Annotated in this window: 22 protein-coding genes; 7 read left to right on the top strand and 15 right to left on the bottom strand. The window is 39.8% G+C overall.

Annotated elements, in window-relative coordinates; all coding sequences use genetic code 11:
* The 6 genes from FTT71_RS05480 to ispH all read right to left on the bottom strand — a co-directional run bounded on the left by FTT71_RS05480 (position 1) and on the right by ispH (position 7445).
* Positions 1-3591: a PilC/PilY family type IV pilus protein gene (locus FTT71_RS05480; RefSeq protein ID WP_180160776.1), complete on the bottom strand. Its 3591-nt coding sequence runs from the start codon at positions 3589-3591 to the stop codon at positions 1-3.
* Between the two features lie 26 nt (positions 3592-3617).
* A complete protein-coding gene (locus FTT71_RS05475) occupies positions 3618-4325 on the bottom strand; it encodes a pilus assembly protein PilX (protein ID WP_373685894.1) in 708 nt (235 codons plus the stop codon).
* Complete coding sequence (locus FTT71_RS05470; RefSeq protein ID WP_180160775.1) at positions 4322-5404, bottom strand: PilW family protein; 1083 nt, start codon at positions 5402-5404, stop codon at positions 4322-4324. The genes FTT71_RS05475 and FTT71_RS05470 overlap by 4 nt, the downstream gene beginning before the upstream one ends.
* Positions 5397-5900, bottom strand: a complete 504-nt coding sequence (gene pilV, locus FTT71_RS05465; RefSeq protein WP_180160774.1) for a type IV pilus modification protein PilV — start codon at positions 5898-5900, stop codon at positions 5397-5399. Before pilV ends, FTT71_RS05470 begins: the two co-directional genes overlap by 8 nt.
* A 12-nt stretch (positions 5901-5912) precedes the next feature.
* Positions 5913-6332, bottom strand: coding sequence for a Tfp pilus assembly protein FimT/FimU (locus FTT71_RS05460; protein ID WP_180160773.1), 420 nt, complete (start codon positions 6330-6332; stop codon positions 5913-5915).
* Positions 6333-6494: 162 nt separating this feature from the next.
* Positions 6495-7445 carry a 4-hydroxy-3-methylbut-2-enyl diphosphate reductase gene (gene ispH, locus FTT71_RS05455; protein ID WP_180160772.1) on the bottom strand — a complete coding sequence of 317 codons (951 nt, stop codon included), beginning with the start codon at positions 7443-7445 and terminating at the stop codon, positions 6495-6497.
* A 134-nt stretch (positions 7446-7579) separates the two neighbouring features.
* On the opposite strand from ispH, the gene gmk reads away from it, so the two are divergent.
* The 6 genes from gmk (at position 7580) to bfr (ending at position 12469) form a co-directional block, all read left to right on the top strand.
* On the top strand, positions 7580-8203 hold the full coding sequence (gene gmk, locus FTT71_RS05450; protein ID WP_179995900.1) for a guanylate kinase: 624 nt from the start codon (positions 7580-7582) through the stop codon (positions 8201-8203).
* Positions 8204-8279: 76 nt separating this feature from the next.
* The gene (gene rpoZ / locus FTT71_RS05445; protein WP_004809957.1) at positions 8280-8561 is read left to right on the top strand and encodes a DNA-directed RNA polymerase subunit omega; all 282 of its coding nucleotides are present in this window, start codon (positions 8280-8282) and stop codon (positions 8559-8561) included.
* 222 nt (positions 8562-8783) lie between these two features.
* A complete protein-coding gene (locus FTT71_RS05440; protein ID WP_180160771.1) occupies positions 8784-10886 on the top strand; it encodes a bifunctional (p)ppGpp synthetase/guanosine-3',5'-bis(diphosphate) 3'-pyrophosphohydrolase in 2103 nt (700 codons plus the stop codon).
* A gap of 121 nt (positions 10887-11007) precedes the next feature.
* Positions 11008-11391: a RidA family protein gene (locus FTT71_RS05435; protein WP_004809961.1), complete on the top strand. Its 384-nt coding sequence runs from the start codon at positions 11008-11010 to the stop codon at positions 11389-11391.
* 171 nt (positions 11392-11562) lie between these two features.
* Positions 11563-11757, top strand: a complete 195-nt coding sequence (locus tag FTT71_RS05430; RefSeq protein ID WP_167846362.1) for a bacterioferritin-associated ferredoxin — start codon at positions 11563-11565, stop codon at positions 11755-11757.
* Positions 11758-12004: 247 nt separating this feature from the next.
* On the top strand, positions 12005-12469 hold the full coding sequence (gene bfr / locus FTT71_RS05425) for a bacterioferritin (RefSeq protein WP_096901270.1): 465 nt from the start codon (positions 12005-12007) through the stop codon (positions 12467-12469).
* A gap of 165 nt (positions 12470-12634) precedes the next feature.
* Here bfr and FTT71_RS05420 read toward each other — a convergent pair whose 3' ends face one another.
* The 3 genes from FTT71_RS05420 to FTT71_RS05410 all read right to left on the bottom strand — a co-directional run bounded on the left by FTT71_RS05420 (position 12635) and on the right by FTT71_RS05410 (position 15013).
* Entirely contained in the window at positions 12635-12928 is a 294-nt protein-coding gene (locus FTT71_RS05420) for a type II toxin-antitoxin system RelE/ParE family toxin (protein ID WP_070153485.1), read from the bottom strand.
* On the bottom strand, positions 12921-13163 hold the full coding sequence (locus FTT71_RS05415; RefSeq protein WP_004974509.1) for a type II toxin-antitoxin system ParD family antitoxin: 243 nt from the start codon (positions 13161-13163) through the stop codon (positions 12921-12923). Before FTT71_RS05415 ends, FTT71_RS05420 begins: the two co-directional genes overlap by 8 nt.
* A gap of 218 nt (positions 13164-13381) precedes the next feature.
* Complete coding sequence (locus tag FTT71_RS05410) at positions 13382-15013, bottom strand: PglL family O-oligosaccharyltransferase (RefSeq protein WP_180160770.1); 1632 nt, start codon at positions 15011-15013, stop codon at positions 13382-13384.
* Here FTT71_RS05410 and FTT71_RS05405 point away from each other — a divergent pair.
* Entirely contained in the window at positions 14982-15122 is a 141-nt protein-coding gene (locus tag FTT71_RS05405) for a hypothetical protein (protein ID WP_180160740.1), read from the top strand. The genes FTT71_RS05410 and FTT71_RS05405 overlap by 32 nt on opposite strands.
* Positions 15123-15165: 43 nt before the next feature.
* On the opposite strand, the gene tfpZ is transcribed toward FTT71_RS05405, so the two are convergent.
* The 6 genes from tfpZ to FTT71_RS05375 form a co-directional block, all read right to left on the bottom strand.
* Complete coding sequence (tfpZ, locus tag FTT71_RS05400) at positions 15166-15897, bottom strand: TfpX/TfpZ family type IV pilin accessory protein (protein ID WP_180160769.1); 732 nt, start codon at positions 15895-15897, stop codon at positions 15166-15168.
* A 440-nt stretch (positions 15898-16337) separates the two neighbouring features.
* The gene (locus FTT71_RS05395) at positions 16338-16868 is read right to left on the bottom strand and encodes a pilin (RefSeq protein WP_373685896.1); all 531 of its coding nucleotides are present in this window, start codon (positions 16866-16868) and stop codon (positions 16338-16340) included.
* 582 nt (positions 16869-17450) lie between these two features.
* A complete protein-coding gene (locus FTT71_RS05390; protein ID WP_180160767.1) occupies positions 17451-18011 on the bottom strand; it encodes a TPM domain-containing protein in 561 nt (186 codons plus the stop codon).
* Positions 18005-19111, bottom strand: a complete 1107-nt coding sequence (locus FTT71_RS05385; RefSeq protein ID WP_180160766.1) for a YgcG family protein — start codon at positions 19109-19111, stop codon at positions 18005-18007. The genes FTT71_RS05390 and FTT71_RS05385 overlap by 7 nt, the downstream gene beginning before the upstream one ends.
* Before the next feature lie 19 nt (positions 19112-19130).
* Positions 19131-19721 (bottom strand): LemA family protein, encoded by a 591-nt coding sequence (locus FTT71_RS05380; protein WP_096901276.1) that lies wholly within the window; start codon positions 19719-19721, stop codon positions 19131-19133.
* Positions 19722-20012: 291 nt separating this feature from the next.
* Positions 20013-21434, bottom strand: coding sequence for an FAD-dependent oxidoreductase (locus tag FTT71_RS05375; protein ID WP_180160765.1), 1422 nt, complete (start codon positions 21432-21434; stop codon positions 20013-20015).
* Positions 21435-21471 lie beyond the last annotated feature (37 nt).

The following is a 21471-nucleotide window of genomic DNA, read 5'->3' as shown; positions in this document are numbered from 1 at the left end:
TTATCTTACCTCGTACCAACGCAGCTGCTTCAAATTAACATTGGTTTTGAATAACTGACACTCAGGTGCATTTGGTGTTTTTGAACAATCTGTTTCATCAGGTCTTGGAACAACTATACCAACCTCATCATCATTATTTAAATAACCTTTACCTAGTCCAGCACCTAATATCCCAGCACCTAATTTAATTTTATTAGGTGCAGAAACTCCCGACTTATAAAAGTCACACTTTCCTGATGGCAAGCAGAATTGGTACAAATATGTATCACCTTTTACGCCACCACCACAAGCTGAGCCACTACTAACACCAACGCCATCACGATCATACACATTGGTAAATAAATAACTATCCATTGCATATAATTCATTCATACCTTTGTATCGCCCATTATTTCCACCAAAGGCATATTTCCAACCTAAGTTATAGGCATTACCTGCATCATTTTTTTGTTTAACACCAACAGATAAATCTAAATTGATAAGTTGACCATTCATAGGAGTTCTAAAATTGGTAATATTTTTAAGTAAATCAGAACGACCAATATCATTGTCGAAAATAACAAATACACCATCTTCTGCTGTATTTTTTGTATTTGCATTTTTTCCTGTTGTTCCAGCTAATGGTGAGCTTCTATCACCAGAGACTGCTGCAATAACACCATATAAACCATCGACACCCTTTTCTACAGAGAAACTAGGCATTTCATAAAATCTTGGCTTAATTTTACCTGTTTCATTAAATCCATAGAGCTTTACAATTCTATGTACAGTATTATTTTTATTTAGAGCTTTATTATTAATATCTATACGGAATATTTGCCCACCTAAATCACCAACATATAGATTATCAAGTAAACCATCACTATCACGGTCAATCGCATTGACTTGGCTAACGATACTATATTTCATATCAGTGTTAGTTGTGTGCGTTTCACTCCCTTTGTCTGCTTTTGCATTTACACCGCCCCACCATAATAAATCACCATTACTTGCTTTAAATATATAAACTCCAGCACCTTTTTTCACCCCTATATCATCAGCATTGTATTCAGGATTTTCATAACCACGATGATAACCACCACCCACAACCATGACTAAGGTCTTTTTACCTTCCCAATTGATATATCCTACCGTCGGCTTTGACCAACTTTCACCCATATAAGCTAAAGCATTATTTTCGTCATCAGTCTTGTCCGCATTTAGTGCACTATCTGGATCAATATGAAATTTAAGGGTCGGCTTATCTATATCCGACAAGTCTAACGCATAATAACTGCGCCCACCCATTCTTAGACCACCATACACCCACTGCAAACCAGAGTATTCAATCTCTTTATCATCCAATTTTCTCTTAGTTTTTTTGACGGTAAATTTACCATTTGCATCTGTTACATACTGGGTAAATGCCGTCCATTGTCCATCTATCCCATAAAAAATGTCATTGGTGTTGTCTTTTTTACTTGCAGAATCATCTAAAAAAGCTTCTTTCTGTTTGTTCATCATTTCATGCGGAATGAAGGTAAACTTTTCTACACCATTATCATCTACAACATGTAATGCACCTTGCGTTGTGCCAAACAACAGATAGTCTTCACGATTGGAAGTAGTAATACTAGTTTGAGTAGGATCAATTTCCCCTGATTGAGTTAATAGAATTGGCTTAGAGTGCATCACCGACCCCAACTTTCTACGCTGTTCAGTTGGCAAACTCGCTAATGTCATGGTCGAACCAACATCAACTTTATATCCAAGGGCGTTTAACCAATAGTTTTTTTGCTCATCCTTTTTAAATTTTGCTTTTGTATCATCAGCATCAAATAAAGTTTCTAAATTTACTTGTGTCAAAGTTTGACTAGAAATAGCTTGATTGAATGAGTCTATTTGTCGATTAGTAAAAATTGTTCTTCTTGATGTATTATTTATTCCGGTGCCTAAAGGCAATTTTCCTTCAACCCCACCATTCCATAACCCTGGTACAGATGAATCTAATTTACCATCTGATTTTATCAATGGTTTAATACTGTCTCCATCACTATCACTTAAAATTTTTTTACCTAATTGGCCATTAAATACATCATATTTATTTAAATTACCTGTCCATAATTTTGTCGAATCTTGCGGTTTAGGTAAGAAAGAGGCATAGTAACCATAATCTTGTAATTCGATTGGGTTAAGTGCATCGACAGGAATAGTAGGTGAACCTGTAGCAATAGAGTCAAATTTAGGAGTGTTATCATCTACAAATTGTATAATACTATCGATCACATCTTGTTCTGATTGGGCAGAATAAAAACCACCATTACCAAAACCACCAACCGTACTTGGCAAGTCTTTGTGGGTTTTTGCCCCCCAATTACATGTGTTTCTTAAATCCTGACGCTCTTGCTTTTCATCATTACTTATCCCCCAAGCATCAGGATTTGGTAATTTACTACAATCATAGTATGTTTTAGTTTCATTCAGTTCATCTTTAAGTTTAACTGTATGTGTTTGTGGAAAAAGACTCCCGAACCCAACTACAGCAGTTTTTATTTTCTTTTCAGAATATAATTTTTTTGCATATTTTCCTATTTCTGGCCAACCTGCAGTATAAGTTCTAGAAGTAGGAGAACTTCCAATCAACCCTGAACCTGATAAAGTTCCTACACTTTTAGCCATTAAGTTTTGTGTAGCTGTAGATGAGTTATTTGCAAATCCGTCAGTTAGAAAGTATATTCCCTGGCCATTACATTTGCTATTACGTTGATCAACAGTTAGTGGGGCTAAATAGCCATTATTACCATTCTTTGAGTTAATGTGGGAATAATCATAACCACTATTATTTTCTCCACTTGTGTTTGCACCAAGCATATATGCACCAGCTTCAGCATACGCAGCAGCGGATGGGGTTCCATTGTAAGCTTCTAGTGCAACAATTTTTAGAAGTAGTGAATCTCGATTATCAGGCGTTAATTCCACCACTGGATTTAAGACAAAACCTGAAAAACCATCATGTTTATATTCAATTTTTCCCGAATTCGTATTTTTTACAACCTTCGAACCTGTTGGTGTAGAAAATTGCCCTATACCCATTTGTACTTCATCATCTACCTTTGTACTAGTTAATACATTGACTAAAGCCATCTTTAACCGAGATAGTCTGTCGTAACATTTATACTTGTTACCTCCTAAATCTTTACATTCAGTTCTAATGCGCTTAGCTTTTTCTGAAGTATCATTTGCTGGAACAGTGGTTTCACAAAAATTCACATTATAAATTTTTGTCGATTTACCAGGAACTTGATAGGTTAAATTTTCAATTTTGATATTGTTGTTTGTAGTATTTAACCATCCAGAACTATTTGTCCATTCACAAATCCCGTAATCTTGAACTAAACTACTCGCTGAATTGGCACGATCTCTAGTATTATATCCATAGCCTACCCCCATACTTCCTGATGTATCCAACATTAAAAATACTGTGGTTTTGCCCTTAGTCGAATTTGAGTAAATCTCTATATCACTTGCATAAACATTCGCAGAATGGGAAATTGCCATCGTCATAGACATGGACACCATTGCCGAAAGTATTTTTTTATCAAAACTTTTCATAATAAACCTCTTTCATTCATGTTCGTCTACGACGTTAACTTTGGCTGTCCACCAACCATATATTCAGCGTTCTGTAGGTTATAAGGAATGCTTAACCGTTTAAAGCATTCCATTACTGTTTCAGTAGTATCCGATTTTTTAATACTTGTTTGTTTAAAACAGTTTTGAATCTCAACATCAGATGCACTTGAAAAACTAGGCAAGATAGAAATAGCTGTGACTGCAATATGGTTAGAAATAACAGGTAAGCCTGACTGACCAACACTCGTTCCTATCGGTAAAGTTGTTAATGGTGTTGTAGGTTTTGTATTTTTACGCAAATACAATTGTGTTTGAACAGCTGCTCTACGTGTAGAATATTCTTTAGCCTTACAAAAACCAGGAACACCATTTTTTGTAAAGTTGCCATTTGCACTAATAACACTCGCATTTGACATACTGAAAAAATTCTTCGCATTTGCACGATAACAGAAGACCAATTCATCATTACTGTCTGCAGAGTTGAAATAACCAAACATCCCATCTTGAGCCAATTGACGAGAAACTTTGGTTTGATCCTCTAATGCAAATAATGCAGCATCGTTACTTTCTAACAACAAAGCATCAATCTGTGCATTTGTTGAAATTTTTAGATTTAAAATACTTGATTTAACGGCAATTGTTCCAATAATTGTAATTAATAACAATACGACAAGCACAATGATTAAAGTTGATCCTTGCTGATTCATTCTCATTGTGCTTCTCCTAACGTATTTCTAAAAGCTACAACTTGACTAACAACTTGACGTAAATATTTAGAACTAGTTTTTTGATCGTTGCTTAAGCTCAACGTATATTCCGCATCCTTTACATTTGCCTCCAATTGATCACCAAAAGTAATAAATGTTTTATTATTATTTATGTGTTCGTTTGCGCCAACCGGGTTTGAAGATCGCATTAATAAAGCCAATTTAATTGAAACAATATTGTAGATCTCTGCATTTACATCTGTTGGATCTTCCTTAGGCATCAAATCTTTGTATTCATCTACTGTAAGATAAGATAACTTTCCATTACTTTTTTGTCTTACCCCTAAAAGAAATTTAAAAGCATCTACATCTTGCATTAATTGCTGAGCTCCAGTGCCAAGACCATTAATTATTGTATCATTTTCTTGATAAAATCCTGCATCACAAAACAAGGCATATCTTTGAGGATTAAACGATTTATTTTTAGAGTCTTTAATTTCAGAAATATAATATCGTTGAACTACAACACGATCTGCTGTTTCTGGCGCTCCAGAACCATGATCAGCCTTACCCCCAGGAAACTCTTCCTCAAACTCAATTTTATTACCTTCACAATCATATTGTTCACTATTTTTCTTACTTATAGTGACTTTTTCCTCCTCTTCTGACTCTTCTGAATCGACATAAGATGTCGTTGTTAAATACTGCGGCACATATTGAACTGTGAGTTGATCACTATTATCTGTTGTCGCACCTTCAGTCAATTCAAATGATGTAAAAAAATCACTACTTATACCACTGAGTGAACTTGGCAAATTACGATGATTAAAAATAATACCTGAACCGACCACTCGTGGATTAATTATTTGAGCTGAGGCTGTATTTAAATTTACATGTCTAAGGTCATATGTGATTTGGTTTAAACCAAAAATTCCATTCTGCTGTAGCTCACCCATAGCATTTTGTAAAGACAGTGAACGTTGAGCTGTTAAATAAACAGTTAATGCAGCTGCTGAAATTAACAACCCTAAAACGATTGCAATCATTAGCTCAATAAGAGTGAACCCTTTTTGATAATTATTCATAATTATATAACTCCATAATTATGCATTTAGCCCCAACGTTGTATGCAGCTCCAGACGTGCAATCATTTTCAGCTTGCCCATCAGTAGGCGTTGTCTTGTCCCATGCAACATATATACATCGCCTTTTTAACGACACTTCTCCCACCCCTTGGCAATCCCTAACAGCAACATTCATTCCTAAATTTTCAGCCTTGTTCTGAACTTGTAGAAAATCTGCCTCTGCAAAATCATTTGGTTCACAAAAACCTGAGTAACACTCCCCTTTACCCTCAACATAAACATTATTCTTATTCAAAGCTTCGTATCCAGACCGATTCGCTCTAATTCTTTCTGCGAGATCTCGACCTAAATGCATTGCTTGCGTATTATTGGCAGCCTCTACACTTGCGTATACACCTCGCAGTTGCAAAGCAGAGAAACCTAGCACAGCTATAGCTAACAGAACTAAGCCAACTAAAACCTCCATGAGTCCAACTCCGTTTTGATACTTCCCCATTACTAGTCTCTCCTAATTAGTTAGGCAATTTGATGTATCTTTAGAAATAGCCCCATTTTTCTCGACTCTAATCGAGCTGCTTAAATGAGAATTCTTTTTATGAGTTAGAGTTAAGCAAATAGATGTATTAGAATTTAGATAGCCCATAGCAGTAAACTCTAACGAACTCATATCATTAGTTACAGACCATTCTGAAAATCTTTTTTCATCTGAACCATATGTAGGAATTTCAATTTGCTTGGAAGATCGAGTAAAAATTGCGTCACTTCGAGCTTCCTGCAACAAAAAAATTAAATGCTGAGTCTCTTGATTAAGCTCATTCTTTCTAATTATTTCTATAAAAGAAGGAGCCGCCATCATCGCGATAATCGCCATCACCGCAATGGTCACCATCAACTCAATTAAGGTGAACCCGTTTTCTTTTTGTCGCATACTCCCCCCAAGACACAAACTTTGCCCTATTAAAATAGTAACCAACAACTTTACAAAATCCTCACACTTCAGGATAAAAGGCATAAAAAAGCAGATAACCGTCATGCAACAGTTATCTGCCTATTTTTCATCAATTTTTTAGAGTGTTATGTACTTCGCAGTTTAAGCCTGTATTACAGGAATACGTAACTCTTTTGGCAAACTAAAGGTAATATTTTCTTCACGGCCTGCAAGCTCTTCAGGGGCAGTTGCACCCCAGTCTTGCAAACGCTGAATCACTTGTTTAATTAAAATTTCTGGTGCAGATGCGCCCGCAGTTACACCAATTTTTGTATTCGGCTGAAACCATGCTTGCTCCAACTCGTCTGCATTATCCACCAAATAGGCGTGTTTCCCCATACGTTCGGCTAACTCGCGCAAACGGTTGGAGTTAGATGAATTTGGCGAACCAACCACCAACACCACATCACATTGATTGGCTAAGTCACGCACTGCATCCTGACGGTTTTGAGTGGCATAACAAATATCGTCTTTACGTGGCCCTTGAATATTCGGATATTTTTCCCGCAAGGCATCAATCACTTTGGCTGTATCATCAATCGACAAAGTAGTTTGCGTGACAAAAGCCACTTTATCTGGATGCTGAACCGCAAGTGCAGCCACATCATCCTCATCTTCTACCAAATAAATTTCACCACCATTTTTCTTGTCATACTGACCCATCGTGCCTTCAACTTCTGGGTGGCCTTCATGCCCAATCAAAATGGCTTCGGTGCCTTCACGCGCATACTTAGTCACCTCAATATGCACTTTGGTGACCAATGGACAAGTTGCATCAAACACTTTTAAACCACGACGCTCCGCTTCTTGCTGCACCGCTTTAGATACGCCATGCGCACTAAAAATCACGATATTGTCATCTGGCACTTCGTCCAGCTCATCGACAAAAATTGCACCGCGTTGGCGTAAGTCATCTACAACAAATTTATTGTGTACCACTTCGTGACGTACATATATAGGTGGGTTAAAACACTCAAGGGCACGATTTACAATCGCAATTGCTCGGTCTACACCTGCACAAAAACCACGTGGATTCGCCAATACAATTTCCATAGAACCCTCTATGTTGAAGTTAAATAGGTGGGATGTTTTAAAATTTATGCCAACAAAAGCCATCTTGGCTATTTTGTTTAAGGGGCGTCTACTCTAAAATAGAGAAGATATTTTATCATATCAGGAAAAATATCATGTCGGGTCTATTGTTTGTCGTTTCTGCCGCTTCAGGAACAGGCAAAACATCCCTCGTTAAAGCCCTGCTTGAGCGTGTGAATAATTTACACGTTTCAGTTTCTCACACAACACGTGGTCAACGTCCCGGCGAACTCGATGGTGTGCATTATCACTTCACGCAAAAACAAGATTTTATCGACTTGGTAGAGCAAGGCGGTTTTATTGAGTATGCAGAGGTGTTTGGCAATTATTACGGCACCGCGCAAGCGACGGTTAAAGAGCAGTTAGCCAAAGGTCACGATGTGTTGCTTGAAATTGACTGGCAAGGCGCTCAGCAAGTACGCAATCTTTTTCCTGAATCGAAGCAAATTTTTATTCTTCCACCAAGTCAGTTTGATTTACGCGAGCGTTTGTCTAACCGTGGCACCGATGCAGTCGATGTAATTGAACACCGTCTAGGCTGCGCAGTTGAAGACATGCAACAATATGTCAATTTTGACTATGTGATTATTAATGATGACTTTAATAAGGCTCTGCACGATTTAGAATCGGTGATTACGGCTAATCGTTTGGTGACGGCGCAGCAGGCACATCGTCATCAAGCCCTGATTGAAAAGTTAATTAGCCCGCCAAGCGCGTGATTAAAACTTGAGTCTATAAGCAAAGCACCTTATACTGCACAGTCTGTTTAAATTTATTATTCGAACGAGAATTCTTATGGCACGCGTTACCGTTGAAGATTGTTTAGACCATGTAGACAACCGCTTTGAGCTTGTACTAGTGGCAAGCAAGCGCGCGCGTCAATTGGCACGTCAAGGCATAGAACCTACCGTTGAGTGGGACAACGACAAACCTACCGTTGTTGCTTTACGTGAAATTGCAGAAGGTCACGTTTCTAAAGACATTTTGAAACAACGTGATCAAGATTATCAAACTTCGAGTCTTGACCTCGCACTTTCAGCAAATAACTTGAATTTAGATGGTTTTTCTTTCCAATAAGAACGACTTTCTGAAAAAGCCTAGTTTTTTACTAGGCTTTTTTGTTGTCTGAACTTTAATCTTGCGCTAAAAACCGTTATAACATAAGGATTAAGACCTAATTTTAAATGGTCTAATGACCTTATGTTTTGGTACGAAAAAAATTGACAAGTCATGCAATATGCTTTTCATTATAAGGTCTAACTGTAGATTCGTTATCACTTGTATTTTAAAGGGTGTTATATGCCAGGCACGATGGTCAGCCAAGCCAAACAACAGCTTCAAGCCATGATCGAACCTTACCTTAGCGTAAGTGAAGTCGAACAGGTGCTTACGGCTTGCGATTATGCCGAGCATGCGCATGATGGCGTTACCCGTAAAAGTGGTGAACCGTATGTGTTACACCCGATTGCGGTCAGTTGTATTTTGGCGCACATGCGTTTGGATGCCGACACGCTCATTGCTGCCCTATTGCATGACGTCATTGAAGATACTGACTACAGCAAAGATGATATCACAGAAAAATTTGGACGCACCGTTGCCGAACTAGTCGATGGTGTGACCAAACTTAGCCATTCCAGCGACAAGGAATACAACAAAGCCGCATCGTTCCGTAAAATTCTGCAAGCGACCTTACAGGATCCACGTGTCATTATTGTGAAACTGGCAGACCGCTATCACAACATGACCACTTTAGATGCGCTGCGACCAGACAAACGCGCACGTATCGCCCAAGAAACTTTTGATGTGTTTGTACCTATGGCACGTATCGTGGGTATGAATGAAATGGCGGATAACCTTGAACATCTGTGTTATCAAAACCTAGATTTAGATATGTATAACGATGTGCAAGCTGCCCTTTTGCACACCAAGCCAAAACGCTGTGAATACCAGTCTAAATGGGAACAAAACCTTGCCGACCTGCTGCAAGACAATCAAATTGCAGGCCGTATTAAAAAGAAAAATAACAACATTGAATTACTGCGCCACTTTGTTAAAAACGATATTGATCTACAAGAACTGACCCACAGCCATGCGTTTGAAATTATTTTGCAAAGCATTGCCGACTGTGACCGTTTGGCTGATATTTTACGTGACAGCTTTCAGGTCTTGCATTATGAAGATCATATTCGTCGCCCTCTGCCAGGCGGTAACCAATCACTCATGATGCGTCTAAAAGGTGAACAAACCACCTTATCACTCACCATTCAAACTGAATTGATGCGTAAAGCTGCACGTTTTGGTGTGGTCTTGGGTGAAAATGCTCCACAAGCTTGTCGTTCTGCCATTCAAGCCTCTATGAAAAGCTTAAATGTGTTGATTGATGGTGAGTGTGCAAAAACCACATTTAGCGATTTGCTGGATTATCTGCATCAAGAGAAAATTCATGTCTATACCCCACATGGGCATTTACATGAATTACCACAAGGTGCAACGGCAGTAGATTTTGCCTATGCAGCCAGCCTGTTCTTAGGTAACCACGCAGTCGGCACAAAAATTAATGGCGAAAGCAAACCACTTTCGACGCCACTAATTAGCGGACAAGTGGTCGAAATCATTACCGATGTTTTAGCGACACCCAACCCAGATTGGTTGAGCTTCATTAATACCCAAAAAGCCCGTCGAGCCTTACAAAATATTTTGCGTGATCAAGATATTGAAGAACAACGTTTGGTGGGTCAGCAAGCCTTGAACCGTGCGCTGAAATTATTTAATCACTCGATTCAAGACTTAACCGAAGCCGATTGGTTAAATGTGTTGCAATGGCGTCATATCGACTCCAAAGACCGCTTATTTGAGCAAATTGCGGTGGGTGACCTGTTGCCACAGCTAGTTGCGAATCACATCTATGCACTTGATCAAGACAGCAGTGAACACTCTGACCGTCTGATTCAAGGTACAGAAGGTATTGACGTCAAATACGCGCACTGTTGCAACCCTGTGCTGGGCGATCCGATTCAAGGGAATTTGTCACGTCGCGGCTTGATTGTGCATCGTGCACGCTGTAATAACCTGCTGCATGAGCAACATCAACATCCTGAAAATATTATGCCACTACAGTGGACTTCGGAAGATGTCGATGACGTGAGTTTTACCGCTTACCTCAGCATTGATATGGATATGAATGACGAACAAATTTCCGATTTGATCTATCAATGTCGTAAGGCCAAAACGGGAGTAGAAATGGTGCGCAGCCATGATGGTAAAACCCACGTGAATATTGTGGTGAATAACCGTAAGCAAATTGCCAAAATTATTCGTGATTTGCGTATGCACTACGGTTTCCCACGGATTAGCCGTTTAGCGCGTCCCATCAGCATCGCAGAAGAAGCCAAAGCTTGTTAATTCAATGCACTGCATGGTGATATTGCTGCATATTCAATCGCTTTTGCATAACTGACTCATCAGGCTACTGAAAGGTAGTCGGATGGTCTATCATGTTCGTACATTATTTTAGGAGAAATCAATGTCTCGCCAAGTCATCCATACTGAAAATGCACCTGCAGCAATTGGTACTTACTCTCAAGCCATTTTAGTGGGCAATACTGTTTATTTATCAGGTCAAATTGGTTTAGACCCATACAGCATGGAATTGGTAGAAGGCATTGAAGCGCAAATTCGCCGCGTGTTTGATAACTTAAAAGCCGTTTGTGAAGCTGCGGGTGGTTCTTTGGCCGATATTGCCAAGCTGAATATTTTCCTGACGGATTTATCACACTTTCAATTAGTCAATCAAATTATGGGTGAATATTTTGCACAACCTTACCCTGCGCGTGCAGCCTTAGGTGTGGCCAGCTTACCTAAAGGTGCTTTAGTTGAAATGGATGGCGTTGTGATTATCAATTCATAAGTCATTATCATTCAAATACTTAAAAACAAATAAACGATGCCACCTATTAAGTGGCATTTTTTAATTCAAAAACCCAATTACAATAAATGACTTTTCAAATGATTTTTATTGACAAACGATAATAATTATCAATAATAACACTTATCTTATTTCATTATTGTGGTTGCATTCATGTACGTTTGCTTATGCCGTGGTATTACAGATCAAGACATCAAAGAAGCCGTTGCCAATGGTGCAGACAGCTATCGTGAAATTCGCGATATGTTTGACTTGGGCACTTGCTGTGGTCGCTGTGCGCCTGAAACTCGCACCATCATTAGCGATGAAATTGCACAAATTGCGTCTCGTCTTGCCGTTGCTGCCTAAATCTGCCGTTTTATTGCTCTCCCGCATTTCAGTATTATAATTTTTACTCAGTGTTTCCTCTCCTGCTTTCGACTACAGCGGGTTTTTCTTATCTTACATTTCTTCACACCGCCTAGCTAATTGTTTTTGATTGCGATTTTCATTTGCCGTTCTATAAATCACTCGCCATTTTGCCCAGTCTTGTTTAAGATAGAAGCATAGATTGCCTTAAGCGGTTTAAGGCAGAAATTGTTGATGGAGTGCTGCAATGAAAGGCAATCGTGATGTGATTAATCAGTTAAACCAAGTTTTGTATCATCACCTGACTGCAATTAATCAATATTTTTTACATTCACGTATGTTTAATGATTGGGGCATTGAACAACTCGGCTCGGCTGAATATAAAGAGTCGATTCGTCAAATGAAACATGCTGACAAAATTATTGAACGTATTTTATTTTTAGAAGGTCTGCCAAATTTACAACATTTGGGTAAACTGTATATTGGTCAACATACTGCCGAAGTGCTGAATTGCGATGTGCGCAAAGTCAAAGAGAATATTGAAGCGATTCAAAAAGCGGTGGTTTTAGCAGAGCAACAATTGGACTATGTAACCCGTGATTTGGTTCAGGAAATTTTAGAGAAAGAAGAAGAATATTTAGATTGGGCAACGACACAGCTTGATTTGGTTGAAACTGTGGGTATTGAAAACTATATTCAAAGCCAACTCTAAGATTCATCTGGTTTAGATAACTCAAAAGACTGGTTTTCCAGTCTTTTGTTTTTTGGGGCACTTTACCTAAAATTCAGTATCTTGCCTATCTCTAATGAAGAAGCTCTCAATATCAATATATTTTACTTATGCGCATTTTAAATTCTTGGATTTATAAAAAAGTATTTATAACGCAAAAAAATGTTTCATGGGTTGCATCTGTTGATGCAATATCCGAATAATAAAAATTCCATAATCCTGTTTTTTATAAAAAATAGCATGTTGATGATGATCGTGACGGCGTATTCCCTCGCCAATATCTACACATGCATAACCAATCAGCGGTGAACTCACTAACAAATGAAAGGTATTTTCCAAATGTTGCGTGTATTGGTCAGCTTGAGCTACACCAAAATTAAGTAAGGTGTATTCATAAATAGCAGTGAAGTCGTCGACAGCTAAATTTGATAGCTTATACACGATGCTTCTGCTTCACTTGAGCCGCAATATCTTTTAGGCTAAGTGTACTTTCTCCACTGTTCTCACCTGCTTCAATCGCTTGCTTTAAAGCTGCAGTTTGATTTTCTTGCTGCTCCAATAATCTTAGTGCAGATCGCATCACTTCACTGGTTGAACCATAACGTCCAGATTCAATCAGTTTGCTCACAAAGTTATCGAGTTGTGGGCCAATTGTTACACTTGTAGTTCTCGCCATCAGCATGCCTTATTGTGTGAATAGATCATACAATTCTAACACAACTCCCTTTATCTGAACAAAAGTTCAGCATCTCTTTAAATTTTCGCACATGAAATCAATTTTATAATGAATACCTCCTCTCTTTTTAAAGAGAAGTTGGGAGAGATTTTCAACATTGAAAATTTTCACCATATTTGGCTCACTATTTTCAAATCCCCCTCCTTGCGCTACACAAATCAGCGCGGCTCCGCTTCATCCAATAAAGTCGCATAATCTACATTGACCTGCCACAAAGTGCTTAACAACCATAATTGCTTTTTGGCTTCTGCTTCATAACCGTTAAATGCTAATACGCGTGCATATTTCAATAAATCGTAGCGGGTTGGATAATTCAACACAATTTCATGGATATCCTGCAATTGTTCAGGCGTTTGTAGGCTATACGGATTTAAACGAATCCACGCAATGCGGCGGTTAAATTCTTCCAGTACCAAAATACGCTCTTGATGGGTGATTTTTTCAGGTGTGTGTTCGTAGCGTACTGACTGATTCAATTTAGGCACCATCACCTCATAATCACGATAAATCAGCACCAACAACAATGCGCCAAGTACAAAAATACTGCGTAAATAAATTGCAGATAAAGTGAAGCCTTTTAACACACGTTGTGACTGAACCATGCCGATGATAAAGCCTGCGGGCAGCAGAAAATAGGCATAGTTTTGTGGAAATTCCAGCATGGCATGTACGCTAAATGCACCGAGCATTAAAATCCCCACAACCGATTCCACCGACTGGGTATATTTATGCAGCTGGTAAGCCCAATAGCCCAAATACGCCAAAAATGGTACACCTAGCAACACACCATTCCAGAGTAAAAAGTCCAAAATAAAATTATGTGCGCTACGAATCCACACAGGACCTTGCACAAATTCGCTAATCGTGACATACGCCACACTGGTTTGATGCCAACCATAACCCCACCACGGTTGATGCTCAATCGCAGCGAGCATTTGCTGCCAAATAGCCAAGCGTGACATATCACCTGTGGCGCGCTGTACCACATCACGAGATTGCACCGAAAGGTCTGCACTTTGTGAGAGCAATTGACTGAAAGCAGGTGCGATAAAAATCAGCCCGATAAATGCGGCAAACCACAGTAAGCTATAGCACCATTTAATCCGCATCACGCCACGGTATTGTTGATAACCCAAATACGTCAAAATACACAGCGATGCCAACCATGAAGTCCGCGACTGACTCAATACCACACCCACCAAAATCATGGCAGCTGCAATCACAATCCACACGGTTTTAAGTTTTTGTTTTTCGTATAAATATAGGCATGCCATAAGTGACATGACTAAAAAGGTCGCCATATTATTGGGTTGGGCGAAATTGGCATAAGGACGTTGCCCGATCTTAATATCTACCATAATAGGCAGGTATTGATCTAGTGTGAGCCACTGGCAAATTGCCATGAATGCGGTAATACTTCCCACGCCGAGTAGCACATAACTAAAGCCTGTAAAGATACGTTCACGTTCAATGTTGTTTTGCGTGAGGTTATAGCCAAAAATGATTGCTAACCAAAAACTAAAGATATACACGCTGCTAAGCAAGGCTTTATCAAAGAAATAGACCAAGCCAAAGCCCCACTGAAAGAAGGGAACACTGTACAGTGCTAGTAATGGCAGGCTAATTTTAGGTATCTGTAATTTTTCTTTAAACAGGCAGGCTGCAAGGGCAAACAGGGCAAAAAATGCGTAAAGTTCACCTGTATAGGTGACCCATGGGCGGTAGTGAATGGGCAATAGCCATGCAAGGGAGATGAGGATGGCAGCCAAAAATAGCAATGCAGATTTCATAAGAAAAACAGACCAAAAAACTGGCTCTATGTTATATTTTTTTTGGCAAGATGATAGTGCTTTGTACAGCAAGTTTGATTGGAATTCTGCCAGTTTTAAAATGGGATGATCGCATGGGGAATAGTGAAATTCCCGATTTTTCATTTAAGCGATTATTGCCATGGTCTTAAATCCACGATTTTTATTACATCGCCTTGCGCATCGACCAATACGGTCATATCGACATTTACGGCTTTTAATGGTACAAAACCAATCGCTTGTGGGTATTTTTTAACTATGGCTTGAACGACTGTTTGTTCATTATATTGTTCTAAAACCTCTAGCGGTTGCATACGTTGCTGGACTTGAGTTTTTGCATTTGAAATATCAACATAACGCTCAGGCTTATGCGCCAAAGATATGCCTCCTAACGCCTCGGCGAACATATCCTCATTACGTGTTTCACTGTCTTTGGCAAACTCTACCGCAACATATTGTGGCTTGCCCCATGATGGATGCTGATATTGTGGCAAAGCTTGGGCGATTTTTTCTTCGATAATATCGTTATTACGCACCAATTCAAAACGATCGATATTATAAGCCAGCCACACCGGGCGACCTTCTGCGATATTAAATATTCCATAAGCCAAGGCAGAGAGCTGCAATAGAACAATCACCCCCAAGTCCATTTTTAAGGTCTTTTTGCCTTCTTTATAGACAATAAAGCCAAGCACAGGTCCAATAATGACATCAATCGCTAGTAACATTAAAAAAATATGCGTCACCCCGACGGCAGTGGCGAGCGGAGATGGATACCAGACAAAAAAGACAAGCATCATTACAGCTAGTGCAATGATGCAAGAGATAGCAAAATGACTAAGAAAAAACTTAAGACGTTTGGACATAATTTACCTAAACTCATAATCCTCAGAAATCACACAATAGCCAATAATTTCAGGTTGAAACCGAGGGGATAAATGAATCCCGAAACCTTCCACCTGTATATTTTCTTGCTTTATATTTTAAATACTTACCGCAATAATTATACCTTTTGAAAGTAAGCCATTTTTAGCTTCACAAGCACAATTCAATACGAATGAGCTATTTTTAGCAAAAAAGATACCAGCTAATTTACATTAAATCACCGTTGAAAACTTTTTTTGTGAATACTTTAAAATTTATATCTGCAACGCAATGGAAATTGTCAATATTCATCGTCTAGTGTTAGATACTCTTTTTTAATCATAATCTTTGTCTTCAACTTATTTAAAGTAGTTGGCAGTTCATATCTAATAAAAAAGACTGGCGAACCAGTCTTTTAATATTCAACTTTACAAACTAAATATTAGCGACATTGTGATGGCGCATAACGCTCTAACAATGTACCATCTGTACCAGTAATACCAGCTGTAGTAGATGCTGAGTTTCCTACAGATTGGCAGCCCCAATCAACTGATCCAGAATTGCCTGCAGTTATCGCATCAGCGAGTGCCTCACCACCACCAGCAGCAGCATTACGCACCCATGGAGTCAAGACCAAAGTGTTTTCAGCTGCTGCAACACCTATAGCCGCTGCATTGTAGGTGATAGTAATTTCACCACTAGTTGCATCTGCAAGAACACTGTCTACAAACTTAGAGTTTGCACCTGTACCAGCTGCCTGAGCATTCCAAACAGTCACAACTCGCGTCAAGTCATCAGCAGATGAAGAACCATCTGTACCTATCGTATTTTTCAAAGAAGATGCTAAGTTTAAGCCTTCAGAAACCTTTGTACGTACTGTGTAATCCTGATATGCAGGAATCGCTACCGCAGCCAAAATACCGATGATTGCTACAACAATCATGAGTTCAATAAGGGTAAAACCTTTTTGCATTGTATTCATAAACATTCTCCACAAATGTTTGTTAATTTAATTATAAGCTTTGTAAGCTATTTTATACTTAGCACTAAACGTGCCAACTTTTATTATAGACAATTCTCACAAAAAAACAGCATCTTACACATAAAAAATTTAGAACTTTTAATTCAACTGTATATTTTTGTTAAAAAGTGACAATTATTGTCAGGCAAAAACTACAAACTTAACAAATTTTGTCAATTTTATAGCAATGAATCACATTTTTTAATTTAAAAAATAAACCTATCACATATTTATTTGCATTTTTGATCTAAATTTCGGCAAATTTAGCTTGTGTGCAGTGGTTATCTTTTGTGCTGATGTGGTTTCCCCTTTTTGAAAAAGTAAGGCACATGTAGTGAAAGCTACCAATATTGAAAATCTCTCCTAGCCTCTCTTTAAAAAAGAGAGGGACATTCATTATAAAATTGATTTATTGTGCAAACATGCTTTTCAAGCTTCCCCCTTTATCAAAGGGGGATTGAGGGGGATTTAAAAAGATTAAGCCATAGATGGTGCAAGGAGGGAGATCAAAAAAGAAAGGAACACTAGCAACACTCACCCCAAAATAATCGGCGCATTGCCCAATTCATTCACTCGATCTATCCACTGGCGGTCATAAAACACATCCAAAATTTCACCAATTTTTTGCACACCTGTGATTACCGCTTGCCGATATTGCTGCTGTGCCAAACCCAGCACAATATGTGCACAGACCTCATCCCATACCTGTTGAGTGGTTGCTGTTTTAATGCCACGGTCAATCACAATTTCTACTTTGCGTTCACACAAATTCAGGTACAGCAAAACTCCACTGTTCAATTCCGTGTCCCAAACACCTAATTCTGCAAATAACTGACGTGCACGGGTATGCGTATCTACCGCATACGCCAAACGCGATGGTAAACAACCTTCAATCACCACCTGAATTTCACCTACATGCCCATGCTCGGCAGCCGTCACCGCATCTGCAATGGCATGTTGATCCTGCGCATTAAAAAAACGTTTGGTGGCAGGTAAATAAAAGAAATGCTTCAGCCAACGCTTTACACTCGGACGCACTGCAATGTTCATTTTCGGTTGAGTAATAATTTCTGTTGTATCTGTTGTGGTTACCATGATCCTGATGCTCCTCCCCCACCAAAGCCACCGCCTCCGCCGCTATAGCCGCCTCCACCACCAAAACCGCCACCGCCACGTCCGCTACCACGCCCTGCAGAGGACAAGAAAATTTGGAAAATGGTTTGTGCAATGGCTGTGATGAGTAAAAAGAAAATTCCCACGCCAATCATTAAACTGGTGATTAAGCCTGCACCATTGACCAAACCTGCTACTGTACCTGCCACGGCAGCGGTTGAAGCACTTAAGCGTTTTCCGACAATCAGTGAGCCAATTACCCCTGCAATTAAAATAAATAAAGCAGTGCTCAAGGTTTTTTCACGCGCCTGTTGTTCTTGCAAGGCTTGTTCCTGACGCTGTTTCAGTTCTTGCGCCGCCTGAGCGGCAACTTCGGGGTCTAGGTTTAAAATCCGTTCAATTTCTGCTAAGCCTGCATCTATGCCTTGTGCATATTGCGCTTTTTTAAAATACGGCGTAATGCGTTGGTTAATAATCCGACTGACTACAATATCGGGCAGCACGCCCTCTAAACCATAACCTGTTAAAATTTGAATACGGCGGTCATTCACTGCAATTGCCATCAACACACCATTGTCTTGCTTGGCAGAACCGAGCTGCCATTGTTCTGCGACCCGCATGGCAAAATCAAAAATATCTTCCTGCCCTGTGGTCGGTACAATCACCACGCCTATTTGTGCTTTGGCTTGTTGATGTAAATTTAAAATCCGCTGGCTGATTTGCTGTTTTTCTGCAGCAGTGAGCAAATTGGCTTGATCGACTACGGGCTGATTCAATGTCGGCAAAGCACGGATGGACTCACCTTCTGACATATCATTCGCAATTTGTGGTTGCTGAACAGGCGTTTCTATAGGTGCTTGCTGAGTGGTAGATGTAGGCTGACGTGAATTTGTAAGATCAGGAATAGGGTTTGCACTTTGAGGATGCTGTTGCTGCACAATTTTACCCAGCACCACAGCTTCGGCGGTTTCATCTGTTGCGGTGGCAACTTCACTATATACCAAGCAGCTGAAACACATAACTGCCATGAGCAGCAGCATCTGCGCTAGATTTATACAGATCTTGCTGTGCGATTGCAGCATCCAGACATCCTCCTAGGCGTTATTCAAACGAAACTTTCGGTGCTGTTTGTGCGCTTTGTTCTGCGCTGAAGTTTGGTTTGGTGTCCATACCAATCACTTTAGCGGTCATGACTTGCGGGAATTGACGTGCATAGCTGTTAAAGTCTTGCACTGTGCTAATGTAACGGTTACGCGCCACGGCAATACGGTTTTCTGTGCCTTCAAGTTGCACTTGTAATTCACGGAATTGCTCATTGGCTTTTAAGTCTGGATAATTTTCAGACACTGCAATTAAACGTGACAAGGCACTGGTCATTTGCGCCTGTGCTTCCTGATATTTTTGGAATAGTGCTGGGTCTTCTAATACCGATTTATCCACTTTTAAGCCTGCGACATTGGCACGTGCCTGAGTGACTTCAGTCAAGACTTGTTCTTCATGTTTGGCATAGCCTTTGACCACATTCACCAAGTTTGGCACTAAGTCAGCACGGCGTTGATATTGGTTTTGGACTTCTGACCAAGAAGCAGTCACGGCTTCATCTTTCACTTGTAAGGTGTTATAGCCACAGCCGCTTAAAGTCAAAGTACTGGTTAAAGCCACTGCGAGCATGGTTTTTTTTGTGAAATTCATAAATTAACCTCTAACTTATCTTTGTACTTGTTTGAAATGATTTCATTCTAACGTGAAATTCTGACCTGTTTGTGTATTTTGTTTAATCGGAGATATCACCAGACTGTTTACATCAAAAAATAACCTTGCACAGCAGATAGAATTGATATTGAAGTTTCAGCTCTTAAACCTTATATGAATCAGAAATGGCAATACATTCCACATGAAGATGAGCTGGATAAAATATCCATTAAAAAAGGACTGAATTCCTTAAAACCCAGCCCTTTCAAGATCTAAGCAAAATAAACTCGTTTAGAGCTCTAAATAATCTAAAATACCTTCTGCCGCCTGACGACCTTCCCAAATTGCAGTCACGACCAAATCAGAACCACGCACCATATCGCCCCCGGCAAAAATTTTCGGGTTAGACGTTTGGAACTTAAATGTTTGCTGTTCTGCTGCCACTACACGACCTGAACCGTCTACCCCAACATTGGCAGAGGCAAACCAATCTGCAGGGCTGGCACGGAAACCAAAAGCAAGCAATACCGCATCAGCAGCTAAAATTTCTTCTGAACCTGGAACAGGCTCTGGACTACGACGACCACGGCTGTCTGGCTCACCCAATTGTGTGGTGACCACTTTGACACCTGTGACTTTACCATTTTCACCAACAATTTCAATGGGTTGACGATTAAATAAGAAGTTCACCCCTTCTTCACGGGCGTTGGTCACTTCACGACGTGAACCTGGCATATTGGCTTCATCACGACGATAAGCACAAGTGACTTGCTGCGCACCTTGACGAATTGATGTACGGTTACAGTCCATGGCAGTATCACCACCACCCAGTACAATCACTTTTTTGCCTTCAACACTGATGTATTCTGCAGGGTCTTTTTCCCAGCCTTGGCAACGGTTGACATTGGCAATCAAGAAATCCAGCGCATCATAAACACCATCTAAATCTTCACCTGCAAATCCACCTTTCATATAGGTATAAGTGCCCATGCCCATGAACACGGCATCGTAATCTGAAAGCAATTGTTCAATCGTGATATCTGTACCAACTTCGGTATTTAAACGGAATTCAACCCCCATGCCTGAAAAAATTTCTCGGCGGCGTTTCATCACGTCTTTTTCCATTTTAAATTCTGGAATACCAAAGGTGAGCAAGCCACCAATTTCAGGGCGTTTGTCAAAGACTACCGGTTTGACGCCATTACGCACCAAGATATCGGCACAGCCTAAACCTGCAGGGCCTGCACCAATAATCGCCACTTTTTTATCGGTCCATTTCACATGCGACATGTCTGGACGCCAGCCTAAGGCAAAAGCTGTATCGTTAATGTACTTTTCGGCATTGCCAATGGTGACTGCACCAAAACCATCATTTAAGGTACATGCACCTTCACACAAACGATCTTGTGGACAAACCCGTCCACAAACTTCAGGCAAAGTATTGGTTTGATGACACAATTCTGCTGCCTGAAAAATACGGCCTTCCGCAATTAGTTTAAGCCAGTTCGGAATATAGTTATGCACAGGGCATTTCCATTCACAGTACGGGTTACCACAGCCCAAACAACGATGGGTCTGATTGGCCGCCACTTCTGCTGTAAACGGTTTATAAATTTCCACAAACTCATTTTTGCGGACATCGAGATCTTTTTTCTCTGGATCTTGGCGTGCTACATCCAGAAATTGAAAGTCATTATGTAGGCGTTCTGCCATGTCTTTCTCCGTAGGTGGATGTGGATAACGCGACATT

The organism is Acinetobacter sp. YH01004 (assembly GCF_013420455.1).
Classification (GTDB): Bacteria; Pseudomonadota; Gammaproteobacteria; order Pseudomonadales; family Moraxellaceae; genus Acinetobacter; species Acinetobacter towneri.
Note: the sequence above shows the minus strand (reverse complement) of the source record. Positions and strands in the feature narration are given on the sequence as shown.

Excerpts from the sequence above, each read along its gene's own strand:
- FTT71_RS05480 (WP_180160776.1), bottom strand. The coding sequence starts at position 3,591 with ATGAAAAGTTTTGATAAAAAAATACTTTCGGCAATGGTGTCCATGTCT.
- FTT71_RS05475 (WP_373685894.1), bottom strand. The coding sequence starts at position 4,325 with ATGAGAATGAATCAGCAAGGATCAACTTTAATCATTGTGCTTGTCGTA.
- FTT71_RS05470 (WP_180160775.1), bottom strand. The coding sequence starts at position 5,404 with ATGAATAATTATCAAAAAGGGTTCACTCTTATTGAGCTAATGATTGCA.
- pilV (WP_180160774.1), bottom strand. The coding sequence starts at position 5,900 with ATGGGGAAGTATCAAAACGGAGTTGGACTCATGGAGGTTTTAGTTGGC.
- FTT71_RS05460 (WP_180160773.1), bottom strand. The coding sequence starts at position 6,332 with ATGCGACAAAAAGAAAACGGGTTCACCTTAATTGAGTTGATGGTGACC.
- ispH (WP_180160772.1), bottom strand. The coding sequence starts at position 7,445 with ATGGAAATTGTATTGGCGAATCCACGTGGTTTTTGTGCAGGTGTAGAC.
- gmk (WP_179995900.1), top strand. The coding sequence starts at position 7,580 with ATGTCGGGTCTATTGTTTGTCGTTTCTGCCGCTTCAGGAACAGGCAAA.
- rpoZ (WP_004809957.1), top strand. The coding sequence starts at position 8,280 with ATGGCACGCGTTACCGTTGAAGATTGTTTAGACCATGTAGACAACCGC.
- FTT71_RS05440 (WP_180160771.1), top strand. The coding sequence starts at position 8,784 with ATGCCAGGCACGATGGTCAGCCAAGCCAAACAACAGCTTCAAGCCATG.
- FTT71_RS05435 (WP_004809961.1), top strand. The coding sequence starts at position 11,008 with ATGTCTCGCCAAGTCATCCATACTGAAAATGCACCTGCAGCAATTGGT.
- FTT71_RS05430 (WP_167846362.1), top strand. The coding sequence starts at position 11,563 with ATGTACGTTTGCTTATGCCGTGGTATTACAGATCAAGACATCAAAGAA.
- bfr (WP_096901270.1), top strand. The coding sequence starts at position 12,005 with ATGAAAGGCAATCGTGATGTGATTAATCAGTTAAACCAAGTTTTGTAT.
- FTT71_RS05415 (WP_004974509.1), bottom strand. The coding sequence starts at position 13,163 with ATGGCGAGAACTACAAGTGTAACAATTGGCCCACAACTCGATAACTTT.
- FTT71_RS05405 (WP_180160740.1), top strand. The coding sequence starts at position 14,982 with ATGGCAGCCAAAAATAGCAATGCAGATTTCATAAGAAAAACAGACCAA.
- FTT71_RS05410 (WP_180160770.1), bottom strand. The coding sequence starts at position 15,013 with ATGAAATCTGCATTGCTATTTTTGGCTGCCATCCTCATCTCCCTTGCA.
- tfpZ (WP_180160769.1), bottom strand. The coding sequence starts at position 15,897 with ATGTCCAAACGTCTTAAGTTTTTTCTTAGTCATTTTGCTATCTCTTGC.
- FTT71_RS05395 (WP_373685896.1), bottom strand. The coding sequence starts at position 16,868 with ATGCAAAAAGGTTTTACCCTTATTGAACTCATGATTGTTGTAGCAATC.
- FTT71_RS05390 (WP_180160767.1), bottom strand. The coding sequence starts at position 18,011 with ATGGTAACCACAACAGATACAACAGAAATTATTACTCAACCGAAAATG.
- FTT71_RS05385 (WP_180160766.1), bottom strand. The coding sequence starts at position 19,111 with ATGCTGCAATCGCACAGCAAGATCTGTATAAATCTAGCGCAGATGCTG.
- FTT71_RS05380 (WP_096901276.1), bottom strand. The coding sequence starts at position 19,721 with ATGAATTTCACAAAAAAAACCATGCTCGCAGTGGCTTTAACCAGTACT.
- FTT71_RS05375 (WP_180160765.1), bottom strand. The coding sequence starts at position 21,434 with ATGGCAGAACGCCTACATAATGACTTTCAATTTCTGGATGTAGCACGC.